General features: G+C 68.5%; 17 protein-coding genes. 14 read left to right on the forward strand and 3 right to left on the reverse strand.

From position 1 onward, the window contains the following. The first annotated feature begins 30 nt into the window (after positions 1-30). Positions 31-2,007: an ATP-dependent zinc metalloprotease FtsH gene (gene ftsH / locus C5E06_RS02075; protein ID WP_104240270.1), complete on the forward strand. Its 1,977-nt coding sequence runs from the start codon at positions 31-33 to the stop codon at positions 2,005-2,007. Positions 2,008-2,124: 117 nt separating this feature from the next. Here the strand turns inward: ftsH and C5E06_RS02080 are convergent, their stop codons facing one another. Further along, on the reverse strand, positions 2,125-2,331 hold the full coding sequence (locus tag C5E06_RS02080) for a hypothetical protein (protein ID WP_104305854.1): 207 nt from the start codon (positions 2,329-2,331) through the stop codon (positions 2,125-2,127). A gap of 189 nt (positions 2,332-2,520) precedes the next feature. On the opposite strand from C5E06_RS02080, the gene folP reads away from it, so the two are divergent. The 11 genes from folP to C5E06_RS02130 all read left to right on the forward strand — a co-directional run bounded on the left by folP (position 2,521) and on the right by C5E06_RS02130 (position 13,258). Beyond that, positions 2,521-4,395, forward strand: a complete 1,875-nt coding sequence (gene folP / locus C5E06_RS02085) for a dihydropteroate synthase (protein ID WP_104305855.1) — start codon at positions 2,521-2,523, stop codon at positions 4,393-4,395. After that, positions 4,388-5,617, forward strand: coding sequence for a 2-amino-4-hydroxy-6-hydroxymethyldihydropteridine diphosphokinase (gene folK, locus C5E06_RS19535; protein WP_181062861.1), 1,230 nt, complete (start codon positions 4,388-4,390; stop codon positions 5,615-5,617). Before folP ends, folK begins: the two co-directional genes overlap by 8 nt. Continuing rightward, positions 5,614-6,213 (forward strand): DUF3180 family protein, encoded by a 600-nt coding sequence (locus C5E06_RS02095; protein ID WP_104305857.1) that lies wholly within the window; start codon positions 5,614-5,616, stop codon positions 6,211-6,213. Before folK ends, C5E06_RS02095 begins: the two co-directional genes overlap by 4 nt. Before the next feature lie 144 nt (positions 6,214-6,357). Beyond that, positions 6,358-7,443 (forward strand): response regulator, encoded by a 1,086-nt coding sequence (locus C5E06_RS02100; RefSeq protein WP_181059684.1) that lies wholly within the window; start codon positions 6,358-6,360, stop codon positions 7,441-7,443. Beyond that, positions 7,440-8,402, forward strand: a complete 963-nt coding sequence (locus C5E06_RS02105) for an ATP-grasp domain-containing protein (protein ID WP_104240276.1) — start codon at positions 7,440-7,442, stop codon at positions 8,400-8,402. Before C5E06_RS02100 ends, C5E06_RS02105 begins: the two co-directional genes overlap by 4 nt. After that, positions 8,395-9,174, forward strand: a complete 780-nt coding sequence (locus C5E06_RS02110; RefSeq protein ID WP_104305931.1) for a PHP domain-containing protein — start codon at positions 8,395-8,397, stop codon at positions 9,172-9,174. The genes C5E06_RS02105 and C5E06_RS02110 overlap by 8 nt, the downstream gene beginning before the upstream one ends. Continuing rightward, positions 9,171-10,670, forward strand: coding sequence for a glycosyltransferase family 2 protein (locus C5E06_RS02115; RefSeq protein ID WP_258067463.1), 1,500 nt, complete (start codon positions 9,171-9,173; stop codon positions 10,668-10,670). The genes C5E06_RS02110 and C5E06_RS02115 overlap by 4 nt, the downstream gene beginning before the upstream one ends. Further along, on the forward strand, positions 10,667-10,807 hold the full coding sequence (locus tag C5E06_RS19130) for a hypothetical protein (RefSeq protein ID WP_160071101.1): 141 nt from the start codon (positions 10,667-10,669) through the stop codon (positions 10,805-10,807). Before C5E06_RS02115 ends, C5E06_RS19130 begins: the two co-directional genes overlap by 4 nt. Beyond that, positions 10,804-11,163: a response regulator gene (locus C5E06_RS02120; protein WP_104305858.1), complete on the forward strand. Its 360-nt coding sequence runs from the start codon at positions 10,804-10,806 to the stop codon at positions 11,161-11,163. The genes C5E06_RS19130 and C5E06_RS02120 overlap by 4 nt, the downstream gene beginning before the upstream one ends. A gap of 14 nt (positions 11,164-11,177) precedes the next feature. Next, on the forward strand, positions 11,178-11,531 hold the full coding sequence (locus C5E06_RS02125) for a response regulator transcription factor (RefSeq protein ID WP_181062863.1): 354 nt from the start codon (positions 11,178-11,180) through the stop codon (positions 11,529-11,531). Further along, the gene (locus C5E06_RS02130; RefSeq protein ID WP_104305859.1) at positions 11,528-13,258 is read left to right on the forward strand and encodes a cell wall metabolism sensor histidine kinase WalK; all 1,731 of its coding nucleotides are present in this window, start codon (positions 11,528-11,530) and stop codon (positions 13,256-13,258) included. The genes C5E06_RS02125 and C5E06_RS02130 overlap by 4 nt, the downstream gene beginning before the upstream one ends. Positions 13,259-13,300: 42 nt before the next feature. On the opposite strand, the gene C5E06_RS02135 is transcribed toward C5E06_RS02130, so the two are convergent. Further along, positions 13,301-14,377: a GTP-binding protein gene (locus C5E06_RS02135; RefSeq protein ID WP_104305860.1), complete on the reverse strand. Its 1,077-nt coding sequence runs from the start codon at positions 14,375-14,377 to the stop codon at positions 13,301-13,303. Positions 14,378-14,420: 43 nt separating this feature from the next. Between C5E06_RS02135 and ykgO the strand changes: the two genes are divergently transcribed. Then, positions 14,421-14,543 carry a type B 50S ribosomal protein L36 gene (ykgO, locus tag C5E06_RS02140; protein ID WP_104240281.1) on the forward strand — a complete coding sequence of 41 codons (123 nt, stop codon included), beginning with the start codon at positions 14,421-14,423 and terminating at the stop codon, positions 14,541-14,543. 177 nt (positions 14,544-14,720) lie between these two features. Further along, positions 14,721-15,710, forward strand: a complete 990-nt coding sequence (gene galE, locus C5E06_RS02145; RefSeq protein ID WP_104305933.1) for a UDP-glucose 4-epimerase GalE — start codon at positions 14,721-14,723, stop codon at positions 15,708-15,710. Here the strand turns inward: galE and C5E06_RS02150 are convergent. After that, a complete protein-coding gene (locus tag C5E06_RS02150; protein WP_104305861.1) occupies positions 15,700-16,875 on the reverse strand; it encodes an acyltransferase in 1,176 nt (391 codons plus the stop codon). The two genes, galE and C5E06_RS02150, sit on opposite strands and share 11 nt — an antisense overlap.

The following is a 16,875-nucleotide window of genomic DNA, read 5'->3' on the forward strand; positions in this document are numbered from 1 at the left end:
GCACCGAGCACGCCACTCGAGTCTCGACTTATGAAGCAAGTTACCAAGATTTTCAAGAGCCCGATCTTCATCGTGGTGCTCGCCGTGCTGGTCATCGGCCTGGGCTTCAGTCTCATCAACGGCAGCGGCACCCGCGAGGTGACGACGCAGCAGGGCCTTCAGCTTCTTCAGGAGAAGAAGGCCGACAAGGTCGTCATCGTGAACGGCGACAACCGCGTCGACATGGAGCTCGCGCAGGCCGACCCCGAGTACGGCCAGAACGTGCAGTTCTACTTCGTGGATGCGCGCGCCGACGATGTCGTGTCGGCGGTCGACTCGGCTGCTCCCGCTGGCGGCTACGACGACGACGTGCCTCAGCCGAGCTGGCTGCTCTCGGCGGTGAGCATCCTGTTCCCGCTGCTGCTCATCGGCTTCTTCATCTGGATCCTCTTCGCGGGCGGCCTCGGTGGCGGCGGCGGTCGTGGGGTCATGCAGTTCGGCAAGTCGAAGGCGAAGCTGGTCTCGAAGGAGAGCCCGCAGGTCACGTTCGACGACGTCGCTGGCGCGAACGAGGCGCTGGAGGAGCTGCAGGAGATCAAGGAGTTCCTCAAGGAGCCGGCCAAGTTCCAGGCTGTGGGCGCTCGCATCCCGAAGGGCGTGCTGCTGTACGGCCCTCCGGGAACGGGCAAGACGCTGCTGGCCCGTGCGGTCGCCGGTGAGGCTGGCGTGCCGTTCTACTCGATCTCCGGTTCGGACTTCGTCGAGATGTTCGTGGGTGTCGGCGCGAGCCGAGTCCGTGACCTCTTCGAGCAGGCGAAGCAGAACTCGCCCGCCATCATCTTCGTCGACGAGATCGACGCGGTCGGACGCCACCGTGGTGTGGGGATCGGCGGCGGCAACGATGAGCGAGAGCAGACGCTGAACCAGCTCCTCGTGGAGATGGACGGCTTCGATGGGTCGACGAACGTCATCCTCATCGCCGCGACGAACCGCCCCGATGTGCTCGACCCGGCCCTGCTCCGTCCTGGTCGCTTCGACCGGCAGATCGGCGTGGACGCCCCCGACCTCGACGGACGCGCCCGCATCCTCGGCGTGCATGCCAAGGGCAAGCCGCTCTCGCAGGACGTCGACCTCCGTGTCATCGCCCGAAAGACGCCCGGCTTCACGGGTGCAGACCTCGCCAACGTGCTGAACGAGGCGGCCCTGCTCACGGCTCGCTCCAACGCGCAGATCATCGACAACGAGGCGCTGGATGAGGCGGTCGACCGTGTCATCGCCGGCCCGCAGCGTCGCAGCCGCGTCATGAACGACCAGGAGCGCCTCATCACGGCGTACCACGAGGGTGGGCACGCGCTTGCTGCCGCGGCGATGCGCCACACCGACCCGGTGACGAAGATCACGATCCTCCCGCGTGGTCGCGCGCTCGGCTACACGATGGTGCTCCCACTGGAAGACAAGTACTCGGTCACCCGCAACGAGCTCCTCGACCAGCTGTCGTACGCGATGGGCGGACGCGTTGCGGAGGAGATCGTCTTCCACGACCCCACGACGGGCGCGTCGAACGACATCGAGAAGGCCACGAAGACGGCGCGCAAGATGGTCACGGAGTACGGCATGACCGCATCCGTCGGCTCGGTGAAGCTCGGAGAGTCGTCGGCCGAGACGGTGTACGGCCAGCAGGCGGGAGCCGGGCGCAACTACTCGGAGTCGGTTGCGGAGACCGTCGACCGCGAGGTGCGCCTGCTCATCGAGCAGGCCCATGACGAGGCGTGGAAGGTCATCAACGACAACCGCGACATTCTCGACCAGCTGGCGGCGGAGCTGCTCGAGAAGGAGACGCTCGACCACATCCGCCTCGACGAGATCTTCAAGCCCGTTCGGAAGCTCCCGGAGCGCCCGCAGTGGCTGTCGAGCCCCGACCGTCCCGTGAGCGCGCTGCCGCCGGTGCCGCTCAAGCCGCACATCCCGGTCGACCAGATGGACCCGATCGAGCATGCGCAGGATGGCGGAGCCGAGCTCGGCTTCTAGGCCCCGCGCCACGCCGCACGGTGAGCGTACGTCACGCGAGAAGAATGCAGGCTCCCAGATCTGGGAGCCTGCATTCCTCGTCAGCGGGCGGGTCTCACGCGCTGCGCGGGTCGAGGTTCAGCCGGTGCCACCTCTCGTCTTCTTGAGGGCGGAGACGGTGACGGCGACGCTGACGGCCGCGAGGGGCACGATGAGGATGGCCATCTGCAGCAGGTTCCATCCGAGCGCGAGGAAGAGCGCGGTCGCGCCGACGGTGGCGACCCACAGCGCGATGGCGAGTGGGGTGGATGCGAAGCTCCGGAAGCCGGGCCGGTCGCCGGTCATGGTGACTCCTCTGCTCGTCGGTCCATCGACCCTCTCGAGATCCACCGGGTCTTGTCAATCTGGCGGCGCCTCGCACAGGGACCGCTGAGTGTGACGCGCGCGGCGAGGCCGGGGGTGCGCGCGGGGTTCGATTCGCGGGAGGATGGAACCAGACCCGCGCCGCGGGCCACGCGGAGTGAGGACTTGCAGATGAACGACATCGATTCGGGGTCGGTGGGGCGCATCGACCTGGTGCGTGCTCAGGCGGCTGTCCGAGAGTTCCTGTCGGCGATCGGTGAAGATCCTGATCGCCCGGGGCTCGAGCGCACGCCGGTCCGTGTGGCTGAGGCGGCGCTCGAGCTGTTCGGCGGTGTCGGTGTGGATGCGCGCGGGCCGCTCGCGAGTGCGAGGTTCCCGGTGGCGGAGATCGAGTCGCCGTTCGAAGAGGATGCTGGGGTGGCTGTGACCGGGGGAGTGTCGCAGCCTGTCGTGCTGCGCGACCTCGCGTTCCGGTCGGTATGCGAGCATCATCTGCTGCCGTTCTCGGGGCGTGTGCACCTCGCGTATGTGCCGTCTGCGTCGATCGTGGGGTTCGGCCGTCTGCACCGCATGCTCGAGACGCTCTCCGCACGCCCGACGCTGCAGGAGCGGCTCGGCGACGAGCTCGTCGACGTCATGATGTCGGCGCTGGATGCGCGTGGTGCCCTCGCGGTGATCGAGGCGAGTCACGCCTGCGCGGGGCTTCGTGGCTCCCGCCAGCAGGCCGGCACCGTGGTGACGGTGTCGGCGCGCGGGGAGCTGTCGGACCCGGTGGCCCGGGCGGAGATCATGGGGCTGATCGGCTCGCAGTCCCAGGCGCAGGTCACCTCGGCGCCCGAGGTTCCCGAGGGCGCTGCCGGATCCGATCAGCCAGTCGCGGTGCAGGGGCAGGTGCTGCGCGGTGCGCGGTTCGATCCGGTGCGCCGCTCTCGCTCGACGGCGGGCGAGGACGACGCGCCGCTGTTCGTCGAGCAGGAGGCCTCGGGGTCCGAGCAGGCGCTGGCGTTCGAGGCGTCGGCCTCGGCCGCGGAGGCGCAGTCGGGTGCGGGTCTTCCGGCCGCGGAGACGCCGACCGAAGCCGAGACCGAAGCCGCTGGCTCAGCCGCGGTCGCCAGCTCGGTGGATGAGGCCGACGACACTGGCCCGGTGACGACGAACACGAGGCCGTTCGCCCTGCCGCAGCGCTTCACGAACCTGCTGCAGCCGGCTATCCCGAAGCGTCCGCGCATCCTGGGCATCCTGAACATCACGCCTGATTCGTTCAGCGACGGCGGCAGGTTCGAGGACCTGTTCAGCGAGAAGCGCCGCACGAAGCGGGCCATGCGGCGCGCTCGGGAGCTCGTCGACCAGGGCGCAGACATCATCGACGTCGGCGGCGAGTCGACGCGGCCGGGCGCGGTGCGGGTGCCGCAGGAGGAGGAGGCGGCCCGCGTACTGCCGGTCGTCAAGGAGCTGGCGGCGCTCGGTGTGCTGGTGAGCATCGACACGATGTACGCGAAGACGGCCGCGGCTGCGCTCGCACTTGGTGCTGAGTACGTCAACGACGTGTCCGGTGGGCTGGCCGATCCGGCGATGCTCGAGGTGGTCGCCGAGAGCCGGAGCCCGTTCATCCTGAGCCACTGGCGCGGCCATTCGGTGCGCATGAACGAGCTCGCCGACTACCGCGACCCGGCGGCGGAGATCCTGGCCGAGCTGGCCGGTGCGCGAGACCGCGCCGTCGCGGCGGGGCTCGACGAGTCTCAGATCGTCCTGGATCCGGGCCTCGGGTTCGCGAAGCGCAGGGATGACAACTGGGCGGTGCTGCGCGAGCTCGAGCAGTTCGTGGCGCTCGGGCACCCGCTGCTCGTGGGCGCCTCCCGGAAGCGCTTCACGGGCGAGATGCTGCGCTCGGACGCGCAGGTGACGGAGCGTGACCTGCCGACGGCGGTCATCACGGCGCTGGCGGCGAAGGCGGGCATCTGGGGCGTGCGTGTCCACAATGTCGAGGCGAACCGGGTGGCGTTGGATGTCGTCGCCTCCTGGCGTGAAGGAGCACAGGATGACTGACCACATGAGCGGGCACGAGCCGGACCTCGATCGGCGGCGCGGTGCGGAGGTGCGGGCGGCCCAGGCGGTCGCGGCCGGCGGGCAGGCGCACGAGCACGCGTTCACGCGCGAACGGGTCGCGGATGCGAGTGGCGGCGGCGCCGATCTGGCGCCTGGTGCGGTGGCGGCTCTTCGCCCCGGCGCGCCCGAGCCTGAGCTCGACCGCATCCTCATCACGCGCATGCATGCGCGCGGGCATCACGGTGTCTTCGATCACGAGCGCCGCGATGGTCAGGATTTCTATGTCGACGCGGAGGCGTGGGTCGATGCGGCGGCGGCTTCGTCGAGCGACCACATCGGCGACACCCTGCACTACGGGGAGTGGATGCACGCGCTGCACGCGATCGTGACGGGCGAGCCGGTCGATCTCATCGAGACGCTCGCGGAGCGTCTCGCGTCGGCGACGTTCGGCTTCGACGATGCCGTGGCCGTGCGCATCACGGTGCACAAGCCGCAGGCGCCGGTCGCGCTGGACTTCGAGGACGTGGCGGTGAGCATCCTCCGTCACCGGCCGACGCTGCGGGGCGATCATCTCGAGTCGTCGGCGGCCCACGCGGTGTCGGCGAGCGCGGAGGACGACTTCCACGCCCGTGAGGCGGCGGCAGTGGCGGCGGCGCGAACGGCGTCGGACGCGGCGATCGTGATCGGCTCCGGGGGCGCTCCGAACGTCGCACCCGCTGAGCGGGCCCGTCGGGTCCGTCAGGCCGTGATCGCGCTCGGCGCGAACCTCGGCGACCGGGAGGCGACGCTGAGGTCGGCGCTGCGGAGCATCACCGAGCTGCCTGGCACGAAGCTCGTCGCGGCCTCGAGCCTCTACGAGACCCCGGCGCTCACCCTCGAGGGGGTCAGCGAGGAGGCGCCCGCGTACTGCAACGCGGTGGTGCTCGTCGACACCGAGCTGCCGTCGACGGAGCTTCTGCAGGCGCTGCATGCGATCGAGGATGCGCATGGACGCACCCGCGAGACGCGGTGGGGGAGCCGGACGCTGGATCTCGACCTCATCCAGGTGGCTGGCGAGGTCAGCAGCGGCGAGCTGGTGCTGCCGCATCCGCGGGCGCACCAGCGCGCGTTCGTGCTCGCTCCGTGGCTGGAGGTCGATCCGCGCGCGCAGCTCGCCCCTCACGGCAGCGTCGCTGAGCTGCGGGCCGCGGCGGAGGATCGCGTCGAGCGGATCGCTCAGTGAACCTGGCGAGCAGAACGAGGCCGGGCCTGCTCGTCGGGCTCGGCGTCATCGGCGGTGTCCTGGCCTGGTGTGTGGAGACGTGGCTCGTGACCTCAGGGCGCGCCGTCGTGGCGCCCCCGCTGACCATGCCGCTGACGCTTGCTGTTCTCGCGGGGCTGCTGCTGTGGCTCGCGTGGCCGATCCGCGCGTACACGCGCCGTCTGTGGCGTGAGCGTCGCGACGCCGAGTCTCGGCGGCGGGCCCCCGGGCTCGAGCGAGACCGGTCGTCGAACGACGGCGCGCGTCAAGAACATGGCACCAGGGGGCCACAACGTGAGGTGAAGGGGAGGCGTGTCGATCCGCAGTACGCGTTCCGGGTTCTCGCGTTCGCGCGGGCGGCGAGCCTCGCGTCGTCGCTGCTGGCCGGTGCGGCGCTCGGCGTCCTGGCGTTCGCGGTGACTCGCACGGTGCCGCCTGAGGAGCCCATCTGGCACGCGGTCCTCTCGCTTGCCGGGGCGGCGGCTCTGCTTGTGATCGGTCTTATCGCGGAGTCGTGGTGTCGCATTCCTCCGGGGGGAGAGGAGCCGTCGGCATCGCAGGATGCGGTCGCCGCGTAGCGGTCGTCGTTGAGCTGCCGCACCGTCGGAAAGGCGGCAAGTTCATAGGCATTCCTTTTTCGCATTCTCCGGGTATTTCGCTCGCATTCGAGAATCGCCGGAAGCGGGTGCCGCTGGTTGCTTTTCCGATTACTGTTGGCGACTATGCCAGAGGCTTCGTACCGCATTCTCATCATCGAAGACGATGGCGACGTCGCCGAGTTCCTGGAGACGGTGCTCCGGAGGCGCCTCGGGTGCGAGGTCCGCGTGCTTCGGGACGCGGTTGCGGTGCTGATGCACGTGAATGACTTCAACCCCGACCTGGTGCTCACCGATGTCGAGCTGCCGGGGGCGAACGGACTCGAGGTTCTCGGGAGTCTGCGCGAGATCAAGCCAGATCTGCCCGTCGTCGTCATGACGGCACACGCCTCCGTCGAGTACGCGGTTCGCGCCCTGCGCGATCGCGCCGACGAGTTCCTGCAGAAGCCCATCCCTGGGGCGGTGCTGGTGAGCACGGTGCAGCGTCTCGTCGAGGCGGCGAGGGTCAAGCGGGCGCGCAGCCCGCGCCGTCGGGTCCTCGCGATCGGCGCGCATCCGGACGACGTGGAGATCGGCGTCGGCGGCACGCTGGCGGCGCACGCGGCAGCCGGAGATTCGATCGTGATCCTGACGTTGTCTCGCGGCGGCCGCGGCGGTGACGCTGCGGATCGGCAGCACGAGTCGCTTGCCTCTGCGGAGTCGCTCGGTGCTCGTCTCTTCCTCGAGGACCTCACGGATACCGCCATTCCGAACAATGACCCGACGGTGGGCATCATCGAGCGGGTGATCGCGGAGACCGACCCGACGATCGTCTACACGCATTCTCGGAATGACCGGCATCAAGACCACCGTGCCGTGCACGAGGCGACGCTCGTCGCGAGTCGCAGGGTGGCGAGTGTGGCCTGTTATCAGAGCCCGTCGTCCACGATCGACTTCCGTCCGACGCGGTTCGTGACGGTCGACGGATTCACGGATATGAAGCTCGGTCTGCTTGCGCAATTCGCGTCGCAGGCCGACATCCGCGACTACCTGGCGCCGGACTTCGTGCTCTCCGCCGCACGGTATTGGTCGCGCTTCGGCACTGGCACGTACAGCGAGCCGCTCGAGGTGATCCGGGATGCGAGTAGCATCACTGCGGAGCGCGGCGACGGTGAGTTCGCGACGGTGCATAATCTGGGCACGACTGAGACTGAGAAGAAGAACCGCGCATGAGATTTCGAGTCCTGGTCACGGGTGCCGGCGGGCCGGCTGGGGTGGCGGTCATCCGCTCTCTCCTCGGTCGAGACGACCTCGAGGTGTTCGCCGCCGATATGGACGGCTGGGCGAGTGGCCTGTACCTCGTGGATGAGGCGCACCGGAGGCTCGTTCCTCCTGGCCTCTCCGAAGGCTTCTGCGATGCGCTGATCGACCTGGTCGCCGCAGACGGCATCGATGTGCTCGTGTCGACCGTCGACGTGGAGCTCCCGCCGCTCGCGGCGCGACGCGCGGAGCTCGGCGCGGTGCTCGCCGCGCCCTCCGCGGAGGCGCTCGCGACGTGCCTCGACAAGTGGCTGCTGGTGCAGGCGTGCGAGCCGCACGCACTGGTGCCGGCCACGGCTCTGCTCGACGACGAGGGCATCGCGCGCGACTGGGTGTTCCCGGTCATCGTGAAGCCCCGCAGCGGTGCGGGCTCTCGCGGCGTGCACCTCGTGCATTCGCGGGAGGAGCTCGAGGCGAAGACGCGGGATGCTGCGCTGCTCATTCAGGAGAACCTCCCGGGCGACGAGTTCTCCGTGGACGTCGTGATGGGTGCCGACGGCGAGGCGATCGCGGCGGTTCCCCGTCTGCGTGCTCGCGTCGATTCCGGCGTGGCGGTCGCGGGCAGGACGGTGCACCGCGCTGAGCTCGAGGAGACGGCCGCCGCCTGCGCCCGTGCGGCTGGGCTCGTGGGGGTGGCGAACGTGCAGCTGCGGTACAGCACCGATGGTCGCCCCGCGCTGCTGGAGATCAACCCGAGGTTCTCTGGCGCCATGCCGTTGACGATCGCGGCCGGTGTCGATATGCCGTCGCTCGCAGTGGATATCGCGCTCGAACGGCCGGTTCCGTCGCGCGTCGAGTTCCGTGAGGTCGCGAATGTCCGCTTCCTCGAGGATGTGTTCCTGCCCTTTGACGAAGTTCTCGCTCGTGACTGACACGAAGGCGGGTCCCGGTCTCGAAGCGCTGCTGCTCGGCGACTGGCATGTCCATTCCGATTTCTCGGACGACGCGGAGAGTCCCATCTCGGCGAACGTCCGTGCCGCCGAACAGTGCGGCCTGGTGACGATGCGGGCGACCGATCACGTGCGCGGCAGCACGGCCTGGGTGCCGGACTTCGTGGCTGCGGTCGTCGCGGCGAGGCGCACCACCGGGGTCGAGCTGGTGATCGGCGTCGAGGCGAAGATCATGGATGCGCGGGGCACGCTCGACGTGCCGAGCGACTTGCGGGTGGGGGCCGGAGGGGTGGATGGCATCGTCATCGCCGATCATCAGTTCCCTGGTCCGGATGGCCCGTGGTCGCCGCGTGAGACGCGGGAGCGTCTGGCGGCTGGTCTTGCGGTCGAGGATGCACTCGATCTGCTGATCGGGGCGACGATCGGCGCGATGCGGACGGCCGGTGGCGGTGCGCAGCTGGCGCATCCCTTCTCGATCCTTCCCAAGGTGGGCATCGAAGAGTCTCAGCTCTCTGCGGAGCACCTCTCGGCGTGGGCGTCTGCCGCTCGTGAGACGGGAACCTCCATCGAGGTGAACGAGAAGTGGGTATGCCCGAGTTCGCGGGCGATCGAGGCTGCTCTCTCGGAGGGGGCGACGCTGGTCGCCTCGACGGATAGCCACCGTGCGGCCGACGTCGGCGTCTATGCCCGGGTTCGCGAGCTGCTGGCGGAGGTGCCCGCGTTCGGTTCGTCGGACGCCGGGGGGCTCGCGTGAGCGCCGACGCCTGGCTCGATATCGGCGGTGCGGTGCTGGCGACGATCTTCGTCGTGTTCGTCGCCATCGGCGCTATACCGGCCTTCACGATGGCCTACCAGTTCCTCATCGTGCCGCTGCACGCTCGTTTCAACCACTACGAGAAGGCTGCGCCGTACCTGCCGAACGTGGCCGTCGTCGTCCCGGCGTGGAACGAGGGGGCGGTGATCGGCGGGTCCATCGACCGGCTCATGGCCCTGGAGTACCCGCCGGAGCGGCTCAGGGTGTACGTCGTCGACGACGCGTCGACGGACGACACCCCTGACGTCGTCCTCGAGCGTGCCGGTCGGTACCCGGGCCGGGTCTTCCACCTTCGTCGCGAGAAGGGCGGGGAGGGCAAGGCGCACACCTTGAACCACGGGCTCCGTCGCGTGCTCAGCGAGGACTGGATGGAGGCGCTGCTCATCATGGACGCCGACGTCATCTACCTTCCGGATTCGATGCGGAAGATGACGAGGCATCTCGCCGACCCCGAGGTGGGGTCGGTCACGGCGTACATCAGCGAGGGCAGCCTGCGCAAGAACTACCTGACGCGGTTCATCGCGTTCGAGTACGTCCTGTCGCAGGTCGGCAGCCGGCGTGCGCAGAATGTGCTCGGAGCTCTGGCCTGCCTCGCTGGAGGTGCGCAGCTGCATTCGCGCGAGAACCTGCTTGCCATCGGCGGGCAGATCGACACGAGCTCGCTGGCGGAGGACACGGTCACCACGTTCGAGACGCAGCTCTCGGGGCGCAAGGTGGTGTTCGAGCCGCACGCTGTCGTGCTGGCCGAGGAGCCGCGTCACGTCGGGGATCTCTGGAAGCAGCGGCTTCGCTGGGCCAGGGGCAACGTGCAGCTGACGAAGCGGTACAGCCACCTCTGGTTCCGCCCGTCGAAGGAGCACAAGCTCGGCACGATCTCGTTCGGCCTCTTCTGGTTCAGCGTGTTCCTGCTGCCGGTGCTGATGCTGCTCTCGTCGGTGGGCCTCATCGGGTTGTACCTGATGGATTCGCCGCTTGCCATGCTCGTCTTCCGCGCGCTCTGGATCATCGTGGGCTGCGCATACGTGTACATCATGCTGTTCGCGGCGCAGCTCGATCCGAAGGTGGGCAGGGTGGCGTGGCGTGAGGTGCTGCTGTTCCCCGGGCTGATCTCGATGATCGTGCTGCTGGCGGCCTTCTTCCCCGGGCTGTTCGAGCGGCGTATCCCGGCGATGTTCGGGTTGACGCTCACCGACGGTGGATACGACGCGTGGAACCTGGCGATCTTCGCTTGGATCTCGCTGTGCATGGTCGCGGCGTGGGGCATGAAGCTCATCGACTCGACGAAGTTCGGCCGGGTGGTGAATCCGTTCCTCGTCTACCTCATCGGCTATGGACCCATCCTGTGCGCGGTGACGTTCGACTCTTACATCAAGGAGGCGCGCGGCGCCGCGATGACGTGGGACAAGACGGAGAAGAGCGGAGCCGTGCTGGCATGAGCGAGTTGGGTGAACGCCGTCTGACGGAGGAGATCAAGCGGGACGCCAGAGCGGAGAACCGCCTGTACCTGCAGGCGACGCTGGCGTTGGTCGGCGTCGCAGTGCTGGTCGTCGTGAGAGAGGTGTTCTTCCTGTGAGCGCTGACCAGTTGCGGGTGCTGATCGTGGACGACAATGCGGACCAGCGCGAGCTGCTGCGCACGCAGTTCCGGAAGGCGGGGTGCGCCGCGAAGTCGGCGGCAACGCTCGACGAGGCCCTCGCGAGCATCCGCGTGGAAGTTCCGGATGTGGCGGTGATCGACCTGCTGCTGGGGGTCGGGAGCGGCTGGGAGGTGCGGGAGAGGATCTGCGAGCTGGTTCCCGAGGTGGCGATCGTCATCTCCTCGGTGCTCGACGAGACCGACTACCCGAGCTCGGACGATGTGCTCCCGAAGCCGTTCACGGGCAAGCAGGTCAAGGGGCTTGTCGCGCGTCTGCGTGCGAGGCGCACCTGATGGCGGCGAGGGTGGTGATCGCGGATGACGACGACGACATCCGCTTCCTGCTCGAGACTGCCGCGCGGCGGGCCGGCTTCGAGATCGTGGGCTCGTACGGCGATGGGGTGAGCGCGCTGCGGGCCGCCCTCGAGTCGGTGCCGGATCTGCTGCTCCTGGACGTCTCAATGCCTGGGCTGTCGGGGCTCGAGGTGCTGGCGCGTGTGCGCGCCCAGGAGGGCGACGTTCGGGCGCACGCGATCATCGTGTCGGCCAATGCCAATGTCGTGGCGCAGGAGGCTGGTGAGGCGGCGGGGGCGGATGACTATCTGACGAAGCCCTTCTCGCTGGCCAGCCTCGTCGCGAGGCTCAGAGAGGTCCAGTCATGAGTGTCTCGGTGAAGAGTCCGTTCGGCCAGTTCACGGTCGACACGACGTCGCCCGCCATCCGTCAGCTCGCGTCGGTGCTCGGCCTGCTGATAGCGCTCGGGGCCATCCTCCTCGTTCCCGGGGCCCTGATCACGGAGCCCGTTCCGGCGTGGACGGGGGTGGTGATCGTCGTCGCCCTCGCGGGAGCTGCCTTCCTGGTTCCGTGGGACACAGCGCCGCCGTGCACGCGGCTGATCCTCCCCATGGCTTCCATGCTCGCCCTTGGCCTCTTCCGCGTGGGAACCGGTGGGGCGCTGTCGATGTTCACGTCCCTCGTCCTCCTGCCGCTGATCTTCATCGCGACCGAGCCCGGGCGTCGGGCGATCTGGTGTGCCATCGGCACGCTGCTGGTGACGCTCGCGCTTCCCTACCTCATGGGGACGGCGCCGTGGAATGATCCGCAGATCCTGCGGATCGTCTTCACGCCGCTGGTGTTCGCGGTCATCGCGAGCGTCATCAACGAGATGTCCCACCGTGCCAGGGTGCAGGTGGAGAGCGCCAGGCTCTATGCCGAGGAGCGCGAGCGACGCCTGCTGGAGGTGCAGGCGAGCGAGAAGGCGCGAGAGGTGGCCACCCGTGAGCTGCGCGCCTCGGAGGCCTTCAACCTCAGCGTCTGGAACGCGGCGGTCCACGAGATCGCCATCGTGACGGAGCTCGACGGGACGATCGTGGCGTGGGGGCCAGGGGCGCGCAACCTCCTCGGTCCGTCGTCCTCTGCTGTCGTCGGCAAACGAAATGTGACGGACTTCCTCTCGGAGGACTCCGCGTCCGCGATCCGCGGCGAGGGCGATGACGACGAGGACGGAAACCGTCTGCTGCGGCGTCTGGTCGAGACCGCGGGATGCAACGAGCAGGCCGGCACGCTGGTCGAGCTCGTGCGCGCCGAGGACGAACCCATGCCGGCGCTCATGACGTGTGCTCCTCGCAAGACGCCGGATGGTGAGACGGTCGGCCACATCTTCATCGCCTACGACATGACGCCGGTCAACGAGGCGTCTCGGCTCAAGGACGAGTTCGTGGGCACCATCTCGCACGAGCTGCGCACGCCGCTGAGCTCGATCCTCGGTTACCTCGAGCTCGCCCGCGATGAGGAGAGCGGCCCGCTGAACGACGAGCAGCGCCACTACCTGGACGTCGCGGAGCGCAATGCGAACCGCCTGCTGTCGCTGGTCGGCGACCTGCTCTTCGTCGCGCAGGTCGATGCCGGGAAGGTGCCGATGGAGTTCTCGCCGGTGCGTCTGGGGGAGGTCGTGCGGCTTTCCCTGGAGACGGCCCTGCCGACTGCCGCGCAGGCGTCGGTCGAGTTGGTCGGCGAGGCCGGCGGCGAGGACGTCGTCCTCTCCGGGGACGCGATGCGGCTCGGGCAGGCGATCGACAATCTGATCTCGAACGCGGTGAAGTTCACTCCGGAGGGCGGCGTCGTCCGTGTCGGGGTGCGGCGTGACGGCAACGAGGTCGTGGTCTACGTCTCGGACACCGGCATGGGCATTCCCGAGGAGGAGATGCACCGCCTCTTCACGAAGTTCTTCCGCGCGACGACGGCCACGAAGCAGGCGGTCCCCGGTGTGGGTCTCGGCCTGAACATCACGCTCGCGATCGTGAAGGCGCACCGTGGGCGCCTCGAGGCGTCCAGCACGGTCGGCAGCGGCACGACGTTCGAGATCCACCTCCCGCTCTCCGCGCGCTGAGGGCGGCCACGGAGGGTGGGGCGGGCTCGTCTCCTCAGCCGGTCATTCCCACCCGGGGAACGGGTCGGCGTAGTCGCACCAGGCACTGGGGCCCGCGATGAGCTCCTCGTCGGTGAGGGCGCACTCGTGGAGCAGGCTGGCGATGGCGTCGGTGCGGAGCTGGCGCCCGAAGACGGCGATCGAGGTGCCGAGGGGCGCTTCGGGATCAGCGCTCGTGACGCCGGATGCCCCGAGCTGGATGTTGCCTCCCGTGCTCGACCAGTCGCCGACGTGATCTGTCCTGTTGGCGAGGCGGAAGTGGCCGCGTGATCTGGTGATGAGCCCGACCTGCTCGGGGGTGAGGTTCGCGAGACCGGCGGCGAGGCGCTCCGGGTGGAACGGTCGTGGCTCGGTGAAGACGGTGCAGTCGATGTGGCCGCGGGCTGGCGGGAAGTGCATGCGGTCGTCGAGGCGCAGCATCCATCCGGCGGTCGAGGCGAGCTGGTGTGCGAGCCCTGGTCGGATCGGTCTGAGGTGCCTGCCGAGATCCGAGGCCGCGGCCGGGGTGGTGATCACCGCCGTCGGGTTGAGCTGCTGGATGAGCGTGCAGGTCTCGCTGATGAGGCCTGAGGGGTGTGCGTCGGCTCCGGTGAGCACGACGATGGTGGCGAACTCGAGCTGCTCGGCGAGCGTGGCGGAGGTGTTGGCATCCTCGGGTAGCGGCGTGCCTTCTTGGAAGAGGAGGCGTCGGATGTCGCCGATGCTCGCGACGGTGATGAACTCTCTGGCCCCGACGGTGACGTCGGCGGTGTCCGGCGCGGAGGGGTGGCTGCGTGCCTCGGCGATGACGTGGTCTATGGCCAGGCCGACGCTCTGCGTCTCGGCGTCCGAGGAGAGCTCGACGATGATGTTGCCCCTGCGTCCGTCCGCGGCTTGCCGGAGGAGGTCGTCGGCGATGTCGACGCCGAGTTCCAGGGCGTTCGTCTGCTCGTCGCCGAACTCCGTGACGGGTGTCGGTCCGCTCGGTTCTCCGCACATGAGCGCGGTGACGAGCTGTCGGCCCGATGTCTCGAGCCCGCTGACGAGTGTCAGGCCGAGCGAGCTGGTGACGGTCTGGGCGCTTGGTCGATCGGAGGTCATGGGGCTAGTCTAATGAGAAAGATTCTCAAAAAGAAAGGTCCTCGTGAAAGTTCGCAACTCGCTCAAGGCGCTCAAGAAGGTCCCTGGTGCGCAGATCGTACGGCGTCGCGGCCGCGTCTTCGTCATCAACAAGAAGAACCCGCGCATGAAAGCCCGGCAGGGCTGAGTCCGTTCCCATGATCGTTTCGCTTCGTTTAGGCGCGCGATCAGGGAGATCGACCACGGTCGGCCCGGGCGGCTCCGAGAACTGCCAGAATGTCGGAGGGTGCACTTCGGTGGGCTCGACGACATCGGCAACGACGCGCAGGAGCGCGTCGTTGGCGCACCTCTGAGGGGATTCTCCATGACTGTGCTCATCACCGGCGGTGCCGGCTACATCGGCGCTCACGTGCTCGCGGCCCTCGAGGCTCGCGGAGACAAGGTGGTTGTCATCGACGACCTCACGACGGGAACGGCCGAGAAGGTCGGTGCCACGCCGCACTTCGACTTCGACATCTCGACGACGGGTGCGGCGGACGCACTGGCCGACATCATGCAGGCGCTCGAGGTGACGAGCGTCGTGCACTTCGCCGCGAAGAAGCAGGTGGGGGAGTCGGTCGCGAGGCCCGCGTGGTACTACCAGCAGAACATGGGTGGCCTCGCGAACGTGCTCGAGGCGATGCAGCGGGCCAACGTGAAGAGCCTCGTGTTCTCGTCATCGGCGGCGGTGTACGGACTCGGCACGGGCTCGGACGAGCCGATCCGCGAGTCTGACGTGAAGAACCCCATCAACCCGTACGGACAGACGAAGCTCGCCGGCGAGTGGCTCGTGCAGGCGGCGGCGAAGGCGGCGGGCATCAGTGCCGTCTCGCTGCGCTACTTCAACGTGGCCGGTGCTGGCAGCGATGAGCTGGCCGACCGCTTCGCCCTCAACCTCGTGCCGATGATCTTCGAGAAGCTCGCGGAGGACAAGGCGCCGCTGGTGTTCGGCGACGACTACCCGACTCCGGATGGCACGTGCGTGCGCGACTACGTGCACGTCGTCGACCTGGCGGACGCGCACCTGGCGGTGCTCGACGCCATCGCGTCGGGGACGCCGGTGTCTGCCGAGTACAACGTTGGTCGCGGTGAGGGTTACTCGGTGTTCGAGGTGGTGGATGCGGTGCGCCGCGCGAGCGGCCTGTCGTTCGAGCCCGAGGTGGCTCCGCGTCGGCCCGGCGATCCTGCGCTGCTGGTGGCCGATGCATCCCGGATCACGAACGAGCTCGGCTGGACCGCGCAGTACACGCTCGACGACATGGTGACGTCCGCCTGGGCGGGTTTCGTGCACAACGGGGCCCCGCTCAAGGCGTAGCGGGGCGTCCGCTCGTCCGCAGCTTGGGGAAGACGAATGCGGCGTCACCTGCCGGCCACCGCCGCAGCCAGCAGAACAGACAGCTGAGGCCGATCGCGACGACCGTGTTGATGATCAGCATCCAGGTGGGGTCGAGCAGGCCCCAGTCGCCGACCCACGAGGTGATCATGATCTGCGCTGGGTAGTGGACCACGTAGAAGACCACCGAGTTCCGGCCGATGTACTGCAGCCAGCGGGCGCTCTCGCCGTCGCGGCCGCGCGTCGCGCCGGTGAGGCGCCGCGTGATCATGATGATGGCGGCGACGCCGGCGAGCACGACGGGGATCCACACGAGCTCGTAGCGGTCGATGAGGCGCGTTGCGGCGGTGAGGGATCCGTCACTTGGCGCGGTCGAGCTGGTGTCGGAGACCAGGCGGAGTGCTTGGTCGAGGCCGAAGTAGGTGCCGTGGGTCTGGCCGATGAGCAGGGCCCCGAAGCCGACGGCGGTCAGCGTGCAGGCGATGATCACCGGCCACCGCTCGAAGCGCGCGAGCTGGCCGCGGTACTGCGCGATGAGGTGGCCGGCGAAGAAGAAACCACCGTAGTAGGCCAGGTCTCCGAGCGGGACGAGGGGGACGATTCCGCGGGTGGAGAGGATCGCGCTGAGCGCCCAGAGTCCGAGCGGGACGACCGCGAACCAGGGGCCGCGGATGCGCGTGAGCAGGGGAGCGACCAGGTAGTAGATCGCCAGGTAGAAGATGAACCACAGCCAGCTGAGAGCTATCCAGCTGCTGGGCTGCGTCCAGCCGTCCTGCATGGTGACGAGCCAGTAGACCGTGCCCCAGACGAGGTAGGGCCAGAGCAGCGTGCGCAGCTTGCCCGCGAAGTACGCGGGGCCGGTCTTCGCGAGGGAGCGGCCGAGCAGCATGCCGGAGAGCAGCAGCAGCGTGCTCATGCGGTAGGGGGCGAAGAACGTGTTGAGGTCGCTGATGAGGCTCGTCGGCGCGACGTCGATGAGGAAGATGGGGATCGCGCTGGCGTGGAAGGTGACGACCAGCAGGATCGCGGCACCGCGCACGAGGTCCATCCAGTGCTCGCGGCCCGAGGCGGGCGGGGTCGCCTGGCGCGATGGGCCTCGAGGCGACGGCCGCTCGGTGGGTGCGAGTGCGTGGGCTGGTGTGGTCAT

The sequence above is a fragment of the Pseudoclavibacter sp. RFBI5 genome, from assembly GCF_002931395.1.
Lineage (GTDB): Bacteria > Actinomycetota > Actinomycetes > Actinomycetales > Microbacteriaceae > Pseudoclavibacter.